Annotated in this window: 14 protein-coding genes; 12 read left to right on the top strand and 2 right to left on the bottom strand. The window is 58.7% G+C overall.

The features are described 5' to 3' along the window. Window positions 1–73 precede the first annotated feature (73 nt). From KW846_RS20415 to KW846_RS30255, 8 genes are all read left to right on the top strand, one after another. The gene (locus KW846_RS20415; protein ID WP_218484691.1) at window positions 74–1,387 is read left to right on the top strand and encodes an OprD family porin; all 1,314 of its coding nucleotides are present in this window, start codon (window positions 74–76) and stop codon (window positions 1,385–1,387) included. An 85-nt stretch (window positions 1,388–1,472) separates the two neighbouring features. Then, complete coding sequence (locus KW846_RS20410) at window positions 1,473–2,882, top strand: amino acid permease (protein ID WP_102699920.1); 1,410 nt, start codon at window positions 1,473–1,475, stop codon at window positions 2,880–2,882. Window positions 2,883–3,004: 122 nt separating this feature from the next. Further along, window positions 3,005–3,436 carry a glycine zipper domain-containing protein gene (locus KW846_RS20405; RefSeq protein ID WP_218479819.1) on the top strand — a complete coding sequence of 144 codons (432 nt, stop codon included), beginning with the start codon at window positions 3,005–3,007 and terminating at the stop codon, window positions 3,434–3,436. Window positions 3,437–3,858: 422 nt separating this feature from the next. Then, complete coding sequence (locus KW846_RS30125) at window positions 3,859–4,599, top strand: hypothetical protein (RefSeq protein WP_371321765.1); 741 nt, start codon at window positions 3,859–3,861, stop codon at window positions 4,597–4,599. 129 nt (window positions 4,600–4,728) lie between these two features. After that, the gene (locus KW846_RS20390; protein WP_218484685.1) at window positions 4,729–5,571 is read left to right on the top strand and encodes a DUF6502 family protein; all 843 of its coding nucleotides are present in this window, start codon (window positions 4,729–4,731) and stop codon (window positions 5,569–5,571) included. Further along, a complete protein-coding gene (locus KW846_RS20385; protein ID WP_116583084.1) occupies window positions 5,568–7,190 on the top strand; it encodes a DUF5666 domain-containing protein in 1,623 nt (540 codons plus the stop codon). Before KW846_RS20390 ends, KW846_RS20385 begins: the two co-directional genes overlap by 4 nt. A gap of 102 nt (window positions 7,191–7,292) precedes the next feature. Then, complete coding sequence (locus KW846_RS20380) at window positions 7,293–8,042, top strand: hypothetical protein (protein ID WP_007971251.1); 750 nt, start codon at window positions 7,293–7,295, stop codon at window positions 8,040–8,042. Between the two features lie 400 nt (window positions 8,043–8,442). Continuing rightward, entirely contained in the window at window positions 8,443–9,078 is a 636-nt protein-coding gene (locus KW846_RS30255) for a hypothetical protein (RefSeq protein WP_218484683.1), read from the top strand. Window positions 9,079–9,657: 579 nt separating this feature from the next. Here KW846_RS30255 and KW846_RS20370 read toward each other — a convergent pair. Further along, window positions 9,658–9,864, bottom strand: a complete 207-nt coding sequence (locus KW846_RS20370; RefSeq protein ID WP_007971248.1) for a co-regulatory protein PtrA N-terminal domain-containing protein — start codon at window positions 9,862–9,864, stop codon at window positions 9,658–9,660. Window positions 9,865–9,954: 90 nt separating this feature from the next. Continuing rightward, on the bottom strand, window positions 9,955–10,608 hold the full coding sequence (locus KW846_RS20365; RefSeq protein WP_218484680.1) for a hypothetical protein: 654 nt from the start codon (window positions 10,606–10,608) through the stop codon (window positions 9,955–9,957). Between the two features lie 419 nt (window positions 10,609–11,027). Between KW846_RS20365 and KW846_RS20360 the strand changes: the two genes are divergently transcribed. The 4 genes from KW846_RS20360 to KW846_RS20345 all read left to right on the top strand — a co-directional run bounded on the left by KW846_RS20360 (window position 11,028) and on the right by KW846_RS20345 (window position 15,388). Further along, the gene (locus KW846_RS20360; protein ID WP_218484678.1) at window positions 11,028–11,492 is read left to right on the top strand and encodes a hypothetical protein; all 465 of its coding nucleotides are present in this window, start codon (window positions 11,028–11,030) and stop codon (window positions 11,490–11,492) included. 134 nt (window positions 11,493–11,626) lie between these two features. Next, the gene (locus tag KW846_RS20355) at window positions 11,627–11,977 is read left to right on the top strand and encodes a BON domain-containing protein (protein ID WP_218484676.1); all 351 of its coding nucleotides are present in this window, start codon (window positions 11,627–11,629) and stop codon (window positions 11,975–11,977) included. Window positions 11,978–12,615: 638 nt separating this feature from the next. Next, window positions 12,616–13,866 carry an OprD family outer membrane porin gene (locus KW846_RS20350; protein WP_218484674.1) on the top strand — a complete coding sequence of 417 codons (1,251 nt, stop codon included), beginning with the start codon at window positions 12,616–12,618 and terminating at the stop codon, window positions 13,864–13,866. Window positions 13,867–14,026: 160 nt separating this feature from the next. Then, the gene (locus KW846_RS20345; protein WP_007971242.1) at window positions 14,027–15,388 is read left to right on the top strand and encodes an MFS transporter; all 1,362 of its coding nucleotides are present in this window, start codon (window positions 14,027–14,029) and stop codon (window positions 15,386–15,388) included. Window positions 15,389–15,419: the final 31 nt, after the last annotated feature.

Genomic DNA, 15,419 nt, shown 5'->3' with positions numbered 1-15,419 from the left:
GCATTTTCCGCGGCGGGCGTTCGGTCGCCGGCAATAACCAGTTCTGCAATCACAATAATAAGGAGCACGCAGAATGAAACTGTCCCTCTGGCCTGCCTTGCCGCTCGCCATCTCCAGTTGCCTTGGCCAAATGGCCTGTGCCGCCTCTGACAACGGATTTGTCGAAGACAGCAGCCTGACCCTGACCAACCGCAACTTCTATTTCTACCGCAACAACCTCAACAACCCGGGCGGTCAGAACTATCGGGACGAGTGGGCCCACGGGATCATGCTCGACTACCGTTCAGGCTACACCCAGGGAACGCTGGGGTTCGGGGTCGATGCCTACGCGCAGTTGGGTATCAAGCTCGACAGTGGCAAGGGGCGCACGGGCACAGGGTTGTTGCCGGTCGATTCCGATGGCCGTCCCGAGGATGAGTACTCCGAAGCCGGTGGTGCGCTGAAGGCGCGGATTTCGCAGACCGAGCTCAAGTACGGCAACCTGACACCGCTCAATCCGGTGTTCGGCACCGGCAATGCGCGACTGTTCACCAGCAGTGCCACCGGCTTCCAGCTGACCAGCAATGAGCTCAAGGCATTGCAACTGGACATTGGCCACTTCACTGCCGGCAACGACAATAATTCGACCAATGCCGATGGCGCCCTTAAAGCGCTGTACGCCGGGGTGGAAACCCGCAGTGTCGATTACCTGGGCGGCAGCTATGCGCTGAGCGATCAATTGAGTGTCAGCCTGTACGGTTCGCAGTTCACCGACATCTGGCGCCAGTACTACGGCAACGTCAACTACACCTATGTGCTGACGCCAGACCAGTTGCTGAACCTGGATTTCAATCTCTATCGCACCAACGATAACGGCGACAGCCTGGCCGGCAGGATCGACAACACCACCTGGTCGTTTGCCACCGCGTACAGGTTCGGTGCTCATCGGTTGACCCTGGCGTACCAGCGGGTCGATGGCGAAGAACCGTTCGATTACCTGGGTTTCGACCAGCAACCGGGCACGTCGATTTTTCTCGCCAACTCGATTCAGGTCCTCGACTTCAACGCCCCCAACGAACGCTCCTGGCAACTGCGCTATGACCTGGACATGGCGCCTTTCGGCGTGCCGGGGCTGAGCTTCATGTCGCGTTACGTCAGTGGCGACCACATCGATGACAGCCATTACGACGGTGGCCCCAATGGCGCCTATGGACGTTATGGCGATGACGGCAAGCGCTGGGAGCGCGACCTCGAGGCGCGCTATGTCGTGCAGTCGGGCAAGGCCAGGGACCTGTCAATACGCGTGCGCCAGGCCAGTGTGCGCTCCACCGCGCAAGTCGCCCGGGCCGACACCACGGACAACAACGAAGTCCGGGTGATCATCGAATATCCACTGAGTATCTTCTGATCCGTGTCCTGCTGTGCGTGGCTGATCCCCACCGTTAAACCCACGACATGCTCTTCAAGAAAGACAAAATCCAGAGGACATAGAAATGACCGATAACTGCGGTTTCGAAACGATATCCAACCGTGAACATGGCCTGCGGCGTCAACTGACGTCGGGGCAGATGAGTATGATCGCCATTGGGGGTGCAATCGGCACCGGGCTGTTCATGGGCAGCGCCTATGCCATCGGTTATGCCGGGCCGAGCGTGCTGTTGAGCTATGCCATTGGCGCAATCATCACCTTGCTGCTGATGGGCTGCCTGGCGGAAATGACCGTGGCCCATTCGACCTCGGGTTCGTTCGGCGCCTATGCCGAGTTTTATGTCAGCCCGCTGGCCGGGTTCCTGGTGCGCTATGCCTATTGGGCGGCGATTGTGCTCGCGGTCGGTACGGAAGTGACGGCGGTGGCGATGTACATGAAGTACTGGTTTGCCAATGTGCCGGAATGGATCTGGATCGTCTCGTTCTCCAGCGTGTTGATCGTCCTCAATGCCATCAGCGTGAAGACCTTCGGTACCTTCGAGTACTGGTTCTCGACCATCAAGATCGGCGCGATTGTCGGCTTCATTATCCTGGCGGTGTATGTGGTGTTCGGTTCCGGCAATCCCGAATACGGCGTGCACAATTACACCGCTCACGGCGGTTTTTTCCCCAATGGCCTGCAAGGGATGTGGATCGCGGTGATCGTGTCGATCTTCAGCTACCTGAGCGTGGAGATGATCGCGGTGGCGGCCGGTGAGGCAAAGGATCCGGAGCAAGCGGTGAAGAAAGCCTTTCGCGGGACTATCGTGCGCCTGGTGGTGTTCTACCTGTTGACCCTGGCATTGATGCTGGCGATCGTGCCTTGGGTCCAGGCTGGCCATGCCCAGAGTCCGTTCGTCACGGTCATGCAGGCCATCGGTATTCCCGGCGCCACCGGTGTGATGAACTTCGTGATCCTGATTGCGGCGTTGTCGGCGATGAACAGCCAGTTGTACATCACCACGCGCATGATGTTCAGCCTGTCTCGAGCCGGCTACGCGCCAAAATCCATGGGGGTGTTGAGCAAGACCGGGATCCCGTTGAACGCGCTGTTGCTTTCGAGCTCGGGGATCGCCCTGGCGACCTTGCTCAACATCCTGTACCCGGAAAGTTCGTTCACCCTGATGATGGCAATCTCGATGTTCGGGGCCATCTTTACCTGGTTCATGATCTTCCTCACTCACTACTGTTTCCGTCGTTTTCATGAACGCAATGGCAACCGCAAATTGTCGTTCCGCATGCGTCTGTTTCCCTACAGCACATTGTTGGGGTTGGTCCTGATGGGGGCCGTGATGATCACGACCTACTTTACAGAGGCCTTCAAGATGACCCTGGTGTTCGGTGTGCCGTTCTTGCTGGTGCTGTCGGTTGTCTACGGCATTTTCTTCAGGAAAACCAAGGCCGTTACGGTGCTGAATCCGCAGCCCAGGGGCTAGACCGAAGGGAGCCTCGCTGTTGCGGGGCTCCCTTGTTTGTAACGCCCGGCCGAATATCTGTTGACCTGGCTGTTTCGTACCAACAGACTTTCTCCTTTTGTGTGTTCCTAAAGGTCCGTCTGATGCGTAAGTCATTCACTGTTGTTGCATTAAGTCTGCTTGTATCGCAGTACTCCCTCGCCGGCGAAGCCACCAACACGGCTATCGGTGGCGGTGTCGGCGGCGCTCTTGGCAGCGTGGTCGGTCAGGCTATGGGCGGTAGCACTGGCGCTGCGATCGGCGCCGGCGTCGGTGGCGCGGCCGGGGGTGCCATGACCGCCAAGAGTGGCAAGAAGACCGAGTCCGCTATTGGCGGAGGTCTCGGTGCAGCGGGTGGCCAGGTCATCGGCAACAGTGTCGGTGGTTCCACCGGTGGCCTGATCGGCGCGGGTCTGGGCGGCGCAGCAGGTGGTGCGATCGGCAACAATATGGCCGATGACGACGACCACCACGATTCGGGCTACAAGCAAAAGAATAAACACAAGAATAAACATAAACACAAACATCACGATTGATCGCGGGTGCCGAGACAGAGCATTCGGAATGCTTTGTTTGAAAAAGGGGAGCGGGCATGGCGCTCCCCTTATGGGTGGTCTTTCAGGTCGTGCCCGAGCCGCCTTGACGTCTCGGTGAGCACCCGGGGTAGAGGCCTCTCGACCACTCGTCCTTCATCCATGAGCCATTGGCGTTCTGCCGATGATTCGATTGCTTTCACACCGCGTTATCCATTGATGCCGGGTGCTGACGTGTCCCACCGTCGGTCGGCTTTCTGCTGCGCGGGTTGACCCGGCGCCAGAAAGGGCTAGCTTTCATCGAGTGGGAAAAAATCCCACGCCAGATTTCAGGAAAAACAACAAAGCTTACTCCCATGCCGCTCCCGGATTGCAACGCGGATCGCGTTGACACTGCTCGCGGTTAATCACCAGGAGAATGCACGATGAACACTTACCTGCTTTTCAAGAAAGGTTTATTGGCGCTGGCAATCGGTGGCGTCCTCTCGTCCTCCATCGTTTTGGTACCGGACTCCATTTCCCATGACGCCACTGCCTATGCCAAGGATGGTGGTGGTGGTGGTGGTGGTGGTGGTGGTGGTGGTGGTGGTGGCAACGGCGGCGGTGGTGGAGGCCACGGTGGCAACGGTGGTGGCGGTAACGGTGGTGGAGGCGGTGGCAACGGCGGTGGCGGTAATGGTGGTGGAGGCCACGGTGGCGACGGCGGTGGCGGTAACGGTGGTGGAGGCCACGGTGGTAACGGCGGTGGCAACAGTGGAGGCCACGGTGGTAACAGCGGTGGCAATGGCGGCAACAGTGGCCATAGCGGCAGCGACCATGGCAATGGGAATTCAGGCCATGCCGGTACCGGAAACTCGAACTCCGGTCGCAGTGGTACCCATGCAGAAGCGGGTGACGATCATGGTGTCCACGCAGGCGGTGAGCCGGGTGATGATCATGGCGTTCACGTAGGCGGCGAGCCGGGTGACGATCATGGCGTTCACGTTGGCGGTGAGCCAGGTGACGATCACGGCGTTCACGTTGGTGGTGAGCCCGGTGACGACCATGGTGTTCATGTCGGTGGCGAGCCGGGCGACGACAAGGGTGTTCACGCGGGCGGCGAACCGGGTGACGACAATGGCGTTCACACTGGCGGCGAACCCGGCGACGACAACAGCCGGACCTGAAGCGGCCTGATGCCCCATGCAAAACCCGGGAGACCGGTTTTGCATGGGGGCACGCAAAAAAACAGCCTGCATTCATGGGATTATTTCCCACGCAGCTATACTGGGGTTAACTATCCGGGAATGCGCTGAATGCAATCATCTACCTTGCCCACCTCGCTCCTCAAAGCCCTGCGCCATGTCATGCGGCCGCTGGTACGTCTGATGCTGCGCAAAGGCGTCACGTACCTGGTTTTCGCCGACCTGCTCAAGGAGGTTTTCGTCGATGTGGCGGACCGAGAGTTCCGTCTGGACGACAAGGCACCGACCGACAGCCGCATCAGCCTGCTCACCGGCGTGCACCGCAAGGACGTACGGCGTTTGCGCAACAGCGGCGACCCCGCCACTTCCACGCTTCCGGAAAACATCACCTTCGGTGCGCAACTGGTCAACGCCTGGACCACCGCACCCTTTTGCAACGACGCCGGCCAGCCATTGCCGCTGCCTCGTTTGGCCAGCGTCGGTGGCGACCGTTCCTTTGATGCGCTGGTGGCGAAGGTCAGCACGGACATCCGGGCGCGGGTGGTGCTGGACGAATGGCTGCGCCTGGGCGTCGTGCGCCTTGACGAGCAAGAGCGTGTGCACCTCGAAGCCCAGGCCTTCGTGCCGCAAAAGGGCTTCGATGAGAAAGCGGCTTACCTGGGGCACAACCTGCACGATCATGCCTGCGCAGCGGTACACAACTTGAGCGGCGAAGGTCCGGCCTTTTTTGAACGCAGCGTCCACTATGACGCACTGGCCCCGATGAGCGTCGAGGCGCTGCGCGAGGCCGTTGCCAGCGAGGGGATGCAGGCCCTGTTGAGCTTCAACCGACTCGCCGCCGAGCTGGAATTTCGCGACCTGCCCAGCCCCGAACCGCGTCAGCGCATCACGGTCGGCCTGTACTTCTACACTGAAACTTCCGATCCCAACTCACCGACGGCTCCCAAGCCATGACTGTCAATCTGCGCCTGATTCGAGCAGCCGCCCTCGCTCTGGGCCTCGGGCTTCCGATTGTGTTGCAAGCCGCGCCGGCCTGTGTCAGCCAGAATGAGGCGGGCAGCAGTGAAGTGCCGCTCATGGAGGCTCCGGGTGGCACCGGCGGTACGGGGGCGGCGCCTGGCGGCATGGGCGGTACGGGCATCGGCACCGACAACGGCGGGGTGGGCGGTACCGGCGCCCCCCTGAACAAGCGTCCAGGCGGCATAGGCGGCACCGGTGCAATTGCCGGCGGCGTGGGTGGCACGGGCATCAGCAACGACAACGGCGGTATCGGCGGCACCGGCATTGTCGGCACCATCACCGGGTTCGCCTCGATCTGCGTCAATGGCGTGGAAGTGCACTTCAACAAAAACGTGCCTGTCAGCGAGAACGGCATTGCCGCCACCAGCACCCGCCTGGCAGTAGGGCAGGTGGTTGCCGTGGAGGCGTTCAATTCCCGGCGCGGTCTGGAGGCCGGGCGCATTGCTATCCTGCATGTCTACGAAGGCCCTCTGACAGCCCTGCCCAGAGACTCCATGCCCATGCGTGTCATGGGCCAACCGGTACGCCTGGCCAATGGTGCTCAAGTCGCTCCCGGTTTGCGTGCGGGTGATCCCGTACGGGTCAGCGGGCTGCGCGATGCCCGGGGTGAAGTGGTGGCCAGCCGCATCGACCGCGCGCCCGGCCTCAAGGAGGCCAGCGCCATCGGCCCGGTCGATCGCAGCGGTTATCTGCAGGGGCTCAAACTCGGCAACCATCCGGGACCGGCGCAGGAAATGCTGGTGCGTGGCCAGTGGTCGGGCCGCGAACTGGAGGTGAGCCAGAGTCGCCCCGACCCGAGCCTGCCTTTCATTGGCCGGGCGCACAATGCGGTGATCGAGGGCCTGGTACAGGGCCGGCAGGACCGTCGCCTGGTGGTGGGTGGCTTTAATGTGACGATGGCGAGCGACACCGTGTTTGTCGGTGTGCAGTCTTCGCAGCTGACGCTGGATCGACGCGTGCGGATCACCGGCGTGTTCAGCGGCGCACGGGAGGTACAGGCCACGCGTATCGAATTGCCCCGCGAGCGCTCCGATTCGCCAGCCGGCAACCGGCACGGGCAACTTCGAAACAGTGAGCAAAACACGGACGACTCAAGTGGCTCGGGCCATTCGGGCAGCTCGGACGATTTCAACAACTCCGGCGACTCGAGCGGCTCAAGCGACTCCAACGGCTCCGGTCACTCGGGGGATTCGGGGAACTCGGGCAGTGACAGGAGCGGCCGCTCCGAGAGCGTTGTCGACGATACTCGCCACGGGGGCAATGACAGTCATGGTGGTGGCGACAATATCGAACGCGTGGACGTGGACAAGTCCGGCAAGTCAGAGCGTGTCGAGAAGGTCGAGCAATCCGGCAAGGTCGAGAGAGTGGAGAGGGTAGAGAAGGTAGAGAAAGTCGAAAAGGTCGAACGTCCGGAGAAAGTCGAGAAAGTCGATCGGCCAGAAAAGGTTGAGAAAGTTGATCGGCCGGAAAAAGTCGAGAAGGTCGAAAAAGTTGAAAAAGTTGAAAAAATCGAGAAGGTTGAAAAGGTCGACCGCTCTGGCAAGTCGGGATAAACCGTGAAGGCATGATGCACTTGCGCCATAAGTCACTAGGCTGTGTAAGTCACGCAACAAAGCCTGCGTGTGGACTTCGATGACGCAAGACACGAGGTGAACATGGACCCCAAGCGCATCCTGCTCATCGGTTGGCTGGCCAGCCTGGCCTTGCCGGCCCTGGCCGATACCTTCTCGACCTCGATCGGAACCGACTACTCCCGGGGCGATTATGGCACCGGCACTACTTCCGAAACCTGGTACGTCCCGCTGGTGGGCAAATACGAAACCGGTCCCATGACCTACAAGCTCACTGTGCCCTGGTTGCGCATCACCAATCCTTCGGTCGGCCCTGACGGTGAGCCGTTGCCCGGCGGTTGCGGCAAAGTGGAAAGCGGTCTGGGCGACACTGTCGCCGGTGCCGACTACGCCGTGCTTGACGGCAACATTGGCGGGCTGTTCGTGGACCTGATCGGCAAGGTCAAGTTGCCCACCGCCGACGAAGACAAGTGTCTGGGCACCGGCAAAACCGACTACTCCGCCCAGGTCGATGTCGCCAAGGCCTTCGGCCGGGTGACCGGGTTCGCCACCCTGGGCTGGAAAAAATACGGCGATCCGTCGGGCTCCGATTTCGACAACCCGATATTCGCCGGCCTCGGTTTCGCCATGCCCGTGTTCGCGCGCACCACGGCGGGGGTGTCCTACGACTGGCGGCAGAAGGTCGTTTCCACAGGCGACCAGATCAAGGAACTCACCCTCTTCCTGACCCACAAGCTCAATCAGAACTGGAAGTTTCAGTTGTATGCCGTCAAGGGATTTTCCGATGCCAGCCCGGATGGCGAGGCTGGACTGGTGTTCACCCACACCTACTGATACCCGCCTGTTTCCCGGCCCTGATGGGTTTCGTCGCCTCAACCCGGGCGTGCGCCTGCTGCAGTCCTGATGTTCGGTCGTTGACACAGAGGCCGACAGGCCTAATCTAAATATGTGGGAATATTTCCCACGCATAGATGCCAACTGGCTCTGAAGGATCGTTTGGAACCGCAGTTGCTTGTTTTTGCTGCAAATTAATGGCCGTGCCGGTTGGCTGGCCGCTCCAATGGGCGGCCGGGAACTCACTGGACATTGCGTTCGATACGGACATGACTACGCAACTCCAAGCGGAGGTGCATCATGCTTCTCAAAAAATGTTTGTTGGCCCTGGCAATTGGCGCAGTCCTGTCTGCATCGACTGTGCTGGTGCCCGATTACGTCGGTAGCTTCTCCAGCGTGCATGCCAAAGATGGCGGCAGCGGTGGTGGTGGCAGCGGAGGCGGAGGAGGCAACGGAGGCAACGGAGGCGGTGGCGGTCACGGTGGTGGCGGTGGCTCCGGAGGCGGCGGTCATGGTGGTGACGGCGGAGGCGGCCACGGTGGCGGCGGCGGTGGTGGTGGTAACAGTGGTGGTCACGGTGGCGGCAGTGGCTCCGGAGGCTCCGGAGGCGGTGGTCACGGTGGTAATGGCGGAGGCGGTAACGCTGGCGGTGGCCATGGCGATGGTGGCGGTGACGGTGGCGCAGGACATGGCGGCATGGGCCGCGGCGATGCTGACCATGGTGGTGTTGCCGGAAACGCAGGCCAAGGCAATGCCCGTGGCGATAAGGCTGATAAAGCCGATAAAGCCGATAAAGCCGATAAAGCCGATAAGGCTGATAGAGCCGATAGAGCCGATAAGGCTAATAGGGCTGACAACAATGCCGCAGATGCAGCCCGGAACGCTGCCAAAAATGACGCAGATGCAGCCAGGGACGCGGCCAGAGCTGATGCAGACGCAGCCCGGGATGCTGCGAGAGCGGATGCAGACGCAGCCAGAGATGCCGCCAGAGCGGCGGCGGATGCTGCCCGTGACGCTGCAAAAGCTGCAGGTGTAGCGGGTGCAGATGCCACCAGAGATGCTGCGAGGGCCGCTGCAGATGCCGCCAGGGACGCTGCCAAGGCAGACGCAGATGCAGCCAGAGATGCAGCCCGGGCTGCTGCGGATGCTGCCCGGAACGCCGCCAAAGCTGATGCGAATGCGGCCAGAGAGGCGGCCAAGGCCGAGAAGAGGGCAGCCAGAGAGGATGTGGCGGATGCCCCGGACGCTCCAGACGCTCCAGACGCCCCGGATGTCGACGTGGTTGAGGTACAGAACTAAGCCTGCACGCTACGCAACGTCAGGCATACCCGTAGAAAACGTCCCGGGGAGTTGAAGGTCGTATCGAAAAAAAGTCGCAAACCCTGCAGGGTTTGCGACTTTTTTGGTTGTTCACGTAATGGCGAGGAACACCGATACCTGTAGGAGCTGCCGCAGGCTGCGATCTTTTGATCTTCAGCAATTTTCAGATCGCAAAAGCAAGATCAAAAGATCGCAGCCTGCGGCAGCTCCTACACGGATATTTCGTTATTTGTGTGCCCCGGGATTCCGTGAAGTCCCTTTTTTGCCATCGTGTTGCGCGGTCGCGCTACACCGATCAGCCGTTGCTGCGATTGCTTGCCTTGGCCTTGCTTTGCGCTACAGCGGCTTCAGCCTTCTGCTTCTGCGCAACCTGGAAGGCTTCCATCGAGACCTTGCGGGCCGACTCCATGCGATTGAATGTCTTGTCACCACCACCGGTGGCCATCGCCAGAGAAGAAGCGGTCAGAGCGGCAATTACGAACAGAGCTTTCATGGATTTCATTTGGATATCCTCAAGTGAGAAAGTGAGATAGGTAAATAGTTAAAAACGGAATTCATTGGCAAAGGCTGAACGGGCTTGTTCAACCTGACTTCACCAGCCAGCCAGAGCGGCGTTTCTGGTTCCCCAGGTGCCTTGCTCCATACGGCCTTCAGCGTTTTTGTTTTTCGCCCAGACGGTGAGCAGCACCATCATTCCAAAGCCACCGACGATGAGAACCGGATAGGCTGCCAGCAACTCGACCAGCGAGTATTTCCAGGCCAGCGGACGACCGACACCGAGCATGGCGGCATAGAACCACGACACACCGGAGAGCGCGCCGGAGAACAGCGCCAGCATGCGCAAGTTAAAAGAGAGTTTGAGTATCGAACCGGCTTTCTTCAGTGCCGGCAATACAGCGCTATGCAACAGGAAACCGTTAAAGGTCAATAACACAACGATGCCGATTTTGGCTTGCAACTTTGGATTGAGGAAATATTCCATCCCCTTGCCGGCATAATCTATTCCGATAATAGCAATGCCCGTAATCCAAAGCGCTACAAGTGCAAGCGATACGGTTTTTTGAAGGCTTTCCAGATGCGCGTCATCATGGTGCCCCGACACATCCCCCTTCAGGAGTTGCTTGACCATTGCAATGTCACTGGTCAACACAAGTCCGATTGCCACGCAGCAGGCGATAAGATGGAAATATACAACGCCCAAGCGAATATATTCCGCAGCTGGCGAAGTCAGTATACCAAGTTCCATGATTACCTCTTTGTACTCTTAGTGGATCAACATGACTTCAGCACGGCTAGTTGAATTTATCCGTTGCTGACTGCAGTCAGGATCCAGCAATTTCTATTATTTAATCTTGCGGCATTTTGCTGCGAAGAAAAAAGCGAGTTTAGCGAATGAACTTTTTGAACATTCGGTTAGTTCCATTTTCAGGTAACAAAAAACCTCATTCGCACTGGGCGTCTATATGAGGTTTAACTTCCGCTTCTTGAGTCAGCTGAGCATCGGAGCCCGTGTGACCTGTTGCGTATTCTGAACGAAAAAAACCGTCTGCGTTCATTTTTTGATCAATTTTGCTGACCAACGGCAGTGCCGAAATTGGTCGCATATTGCTATCACCGGAGGGCGCAGCCAGCACCATGACTGACTTTCGGCGAGTCGGGAGGCGCATGAAAGCCCCGTCGATTTTTTCGTCTTTTTTTCCATATTCCAGGGTGAAAATCGGGGGTTATAAGCCAATCGGCCATCAAAAAAGCCTTGGTCGGGGTAAAAAACCAGGTCAATGCACTGCCATTTTTCCCTCGAAAAAAGCACATTCCGGACAGTTGATTGCGTCGTGCAATGCTCCTTCTTACTCCGGCAATGTTTGCGGGTGTGAGAGGGCGCCCGACGACGGCTTTGGTTTGAAGAATAAAAATGTGCAGGTTTTTGAGCAAACTTTTCGCATTAACACGGCGGTCAGCACCGCCCGGGAGGGCGTCAGCGCAACCCATGAGGTACTGGCGACAGGTAGCAATCGGCCAAGCAAGGTCTGTTTGGAGGCTCTGCAGGTATTGCGCCTGTCACAAAGCGACCAGGGCGGACGTGCACGGGGACAGCGCTCTGACCGCAGGCAACGGCCGTACTATAATTAATGTCTGTCAATGTTTGTGTGGCGAGCGCTCCAAAACGAATCAGGTATCCATAGATAGCGTTCACCTGACAGGTAGAGGGCAGCACAGCAAAAGGGATGGACAATACGTCTGATGACTCGAGAGAGGGTTCAGTCATGAAAATTCACTCCTTCCAGCATTACTCTCATGGTCTGGAAATGGCCGTTCACGATGCATGGATTACCGCCAAGGTGAAGTCGGCCCTGGCATTTTCCGATCCGACCCTTGGCCTGCATATCAATGTCAAAACCCATGCGGGCATAGTGGGGTTAAGCGGCCGCGTCAACACTCATAGGCAGCGTGAACAGGCCATTGAGCTGGCCCGTTCGGTTCATGGTGTCGCCGAAGTCGATTCCAGCGACCTGCAGACCCATGTGTTCACGCCAGGGAGTTTTCCAGAAGCGCCCAACGCCGAAGAGAGCACTGAGCGCCGGCCACAATCGTCGACAAAGATGGACGACAAATGACAATGGCAACTTTGTAGGCGCCGCGCTCCCAGTCGGGAACCGGGAGCGCAGGGAAGCTGAATGCCTATGTACCCCAGAGTGAAACGCCCATGGTTTCGTGGACATTTGCGACTGGCTGCTCAGGCCGTTCTCTGCCTGTCATCCAAGGGTTTGCATCAGGCTGCGTAATTGGAGAATCGCCTGCGCAATCGGGGAGGTTGGCAGGCAGCGCAATCGCTAGTTTAGGGCCCATCCAACAACAAGACCTCGCTATAGGAAGGCTTATGCAATACAGGCTTGCCATCTCGCACTGTGTGCCCTGCGCGTTTGAGTTGACTAAGGGAAACCTTTAGCCGGGTTGAAGTTTTCCCCCCAACGGATGCTGTTCATCTCGATATCGGCGCGGCGCCTACTGACTTACCTTGGGTAGACAAGAGGCGTGTCGTCTTGGCTGGCTGCTGCATTGAGCCCGCCTGGCGTTTTATCCCATAACAACAATAGGCCTGACAATGCTCGAACCCATCGTTCTTTATATCCCTGATGCAATTCGCCTTCCTGCGCAGGAAGGCTCGGTGTTCGGCTGCCGGAACTCTTAACTTTTAGTTCGAATCTGCTCCTATAAATACAGTGCTCAGCACATACAGATGTGGAGAAGTTAGATGCTTCAGGTAAAACAATCTTGCCGTGGGCTTGGTGTTGCCGGCGTGTTGGGAATGATCTGTTCGCCATTGGCAGCCTATGCCGATGTTGTCGATGATAGTCACTTGAAAGTGGATACGCGTAACTTCTATTTGCACCGTAATTACACCAATAACAATGCGCCGGTTTCTGAAGTGCATAGTTGGTCTCAGGGGTTCGATGCACAGTTTACGTCCGGTTACACCGACACGGCCCTGGCGATCGGCCTTGATGTGGATGCGCAATACGCAGTGCGCCTGGATTCATCGGGCAACGACGGTTCGCTGCCTTTCAGCGTCAGTGACCAGCAGACGGCGGATGACTACAGTCGCGCCGGTGCAACCTTCAAGATGCGCTACAGCAAGACCGAGTTGAAGGTCGGTGACCTTCGCCCTCAATTGCCGGTGGCGTACGATGACACCAGTCGGCAACTGGATACGATCTATCAAGGGGCGGTGGTCGAGTCCAGGGAAGTCGATGGATTGACGATGACCGGTGGCCGGTTCTGGTCTGCCGTGACACGGGAATCTTCCAACCACGAGAAACTGTACAAGTTTGGCTCCACCGATAATCTCGACAGTGACGGCCTGGACTTCGGCGGCGCAACTTACGACATTACAAAGAACCTGCAAGCCAGTTATTTTTATGGCGTGTTGCACGATATTTATCAGCAGCACTATTTCGGCCTGATGCATATGGCTGACTTGGGTAATGGCTACAAACTCAAGACCGACTTGCGCTACTTCAATAACAATGAAGATGGTAGTGCCTTGAACGGTGAGATCGACAACCGTTCCTACGGTGGCTTGTTCACCTTGCTCAAAGGCGCCCACATGTTTGGCCTCAGTTACCAGCGCATGCTCGGTGACAGCGTGTTCCCGACGATGAACGGGTTTATCCCGCAACCTTATCTGGTGCACTGGTCGTCCCTGGGGTTTGTCCGCCCGGATGAAAAGTCCTGGGGCGCGCGCTACAGCTATGACTTTGCCGGGATGGGCATGCCGGGGCTGAAGCTCTACACCCGCTACATCAAGGGAACCAACTGGGACCGTGGCGCCAACCTGAGCGACAACCAGGAAAGCGAACGCTTCCTGGGGCTCAGCTACGTGGTGCAGAGCGGGGCGCTGCAAGGCCTGGGGCTGGACCTGCGCAACATCGACGTGAAACAGAAGTACGGCTACGACTACAACGAATTCCGTTTCGCCACGACCTACACCTGGAAGTTCTGGTAAGCCCGGTCCATCCGGAGTTTGACCCCATAACAATAAGAGGCCTGACCATGTTCGAACCCTTTGTCCTTTACATCTGCCCCGCAACTTCCCAGTCGGTGCGCTGTGCACCGTCACCCGGCGCGCTGCGCCCATGAGCGGATTCCAAGAGGAGCAAACACTAGTGAATATCCAGGTCGATAACGCGGTCCTGCAACAGCAGAAGAAGAAAACCTACATTTACGAGTGGTACGTGGTCGGCCTGTGCATGATCGCCTACATCTTTTCATTTGTGGATCGGCAGATCCTGGCGCTGATGATCGAACCGATCAAAGCCGACCTGCAGATCAGCGACACTCAGTTCAGCTTGCTGCATGGGCTGGCCTTTTCGTTGTTCTACGCCTTCATGGGCATGCCCATCGCCTACCTGGCGGATCGCTTCTCCCGGCCGAAGATCATCGCCGTCGGCGTGGTGTTCTGGAGCCTGGCGACGGCTGCCTGCGGCATGAGCAAGAACTTCCTGCACATGTTCCTCGCCCGCATTGGCGTCGGTGTCGGCGAAGCGGCCCTGTCGCCCTCGGCCTACTCGATGTTCAGCGACATGTTCCCCAAGGAAAAACTTGGCCGCGCCGTGGGCATCTACTCGATCGGCTCGTTCGTCGGTGGTGGCCTGGCCTTCCTGGTGGGTGGCTATGTGATCGCGATGCTCAAGGACATGAACACTATCGAAGTCGCCGTTCTCGGTGCGATGAAGGCCTGGCAACTGGCGTTCTTCATTGTCGGCCTGCCCGGTATCGTGGTCGGCCTGTTGATCTGGCTTACCGTGCGCGACCCGGCGCGCAAGGGGCTGCAGGTCGATGCACAGGGTCAGGCCAAGAAGGTTGCGATGAGCGATGGCTTGCGTTTCCTCGGTCGCCACCGTGCCACCTTCACCTGCCATTACCTGGGCTTTTCGTTCTACGCCATGGCCCTGTTCTGCATGATGAGCTGGAGCCCGGCGCTGTACATCCGCAAGTTCGGCCTGTCGCCAATGGAGGCCGGCTACATGCTCGGCACCGTGCTGTTGGTGGCCAATACCGCAGGCGTGCTGTTCGGCGGATGGCTCACCGACTACCTGGCCAAGAAAGGTCATCAGGACGCCGCCATGCGCACCGGCGTCATCGGTGCTCTCGGCATGGCGGTGCCGGCCGTGCTGTTCCCGCAAGTCGATCAACTGTGGCTGTCGGTGACGCTGTTGGTGCCGGCGATGTTCTTCGCTTCGTTCCCGATGCCGGCGTCCACGGCGGCGATGCAGATCCTCGCGCCGAACCAGGTGCGCGCACAGGTCTCGGCGGTGTTCCTGCTGATCAGCAATCTGCTGGGCCTGGGCCTGGGCACCACGCTGGTGGCGCTGTTGACCGACCGCTACTTCGGATCGCCCGCGGCGGTGGGTTCGTCGATGTCGCTGGTGATCGCCGGTGCATCGGTGTTGACGGTGCTACTACTCTGGCGTGGCTGCCGTCGTTTTCGGGAAAGCTATGCCCGGGAGTATCCGACCCGGGCCTGATTGGTCATAGTCCACGTTCGGCGCCCCGGCC

The sequence above is a fragment of the Pseudomonas sp. PDM32 genome, assembly GCF_019219225.1.
GTDB classification, from domain to species: Bacteria; Pseudomonadota; Gammaproteobacteria; order Pseudomonadales; family Pseudomonadaceae; genus Aquipseudomonas; species Aquipseudomonas laurylsulfatiphila.
The sequence above is the reverse complement of the archived record's forward strand: the minus strand, read 5'-3'. Positions and strand labels throughout refer to the sequence as shown.

Excerpts from the sequence above, each read along its gene's own strand:
- KW846_RS20360 (WP_218484678.1), top strand. The coding sequence starts at position 11,028 with ATGAAAGCCCCGTCGATTTTTTCGTCTTTTTTTCCATATTCCAGGGTG.
- KW846_RS20415 (WP_218484691.1), top strand. The coding sequence starts at position 74 with ATGAAACTGTCCCTCTGGCCTGCCTTGCCGCTCGCCATCTCCAGTTGC.
- KW846_RS20385 (WP_116583084.1), top strand. The coding sequence starts at position 5,568 with ATGACTGTCAATCTGCGCCTGATTCGAGCAGCCGCCCTCGCTCTGGGC.
- KW846_RS30255 (WP_218484683.1), top strand. The coding sequence starts at position 8,443 with ATGCCAAAGATGGCGGCAGCGGTGGTGGTGGCAGCGGAGGCGGAGGAG.
- KW846_RS20390 (WP_218484685.1), top strand. The coding sequence starts at position 4,729 with ATGCAATCATCTACCTTGCCCACCTCGCTCCTCAAAGCCCTGCGCCAT.
- KW846_RS20410 (WP_102699920.1), top strand. The coding sequence starts at position 1,473 with ATGACCGATAACTGCGGTTTCGAAACGATATCCAACCGTGAACATGGC.
- KW846_RS20350 (WP_218484674.1), top strand. The coding sequence starts at position 12,616 with ATGCTTCAGGTAAAACAATCTTGCCGTGGGCTTGGTGTTGCCGGCGTG.
- KW846_RS20365 (WP_218484680.1), bottom strand. The coding sequence starts at position 10,608 with ATGGAACTTGGTATACTGACTTCGCCAGCTGCGGAATATATTCGCTTG.
- KW846_RS20370 (WP_007971248.1), bottom strand. The coding sequence starts at position 9,864 with ATGAAATCCATGAAAGCTCTGTTCGTAATTGCCGCTCTGACCGCTTCT.
- KW846_RS20380 (WP_007971251.1), top strand. The coding sequence starts at position 7,293 with ATGGACCCCAAGCGCATCCTGCTCATCGGTTGGCTGGCCAGCCTGGCC.
- KW846_RS20405 (WP_218479819.1), top strand. The coding sequence starts at position 3,005 with ATGCGTAAGTCATTCACTGTTGTTGCATTAAGTCTGCTTGTATCGCAG.
- KW846_RS20355 (WP_218484676.1), top strand. The coding sequence starts at position 11,627 with ATGAAAATTCACTCCTTCCAGCATTACTCTCATGGTCTGGAAATGGCC.
- KW846_RS30125 (WP_371321765.1), top strand. The coding sequence starts at position 3,859 with ATGAACACTTACCTGCTTTTCAAGAAAGGTTTATTGGCGCTGGCAATC.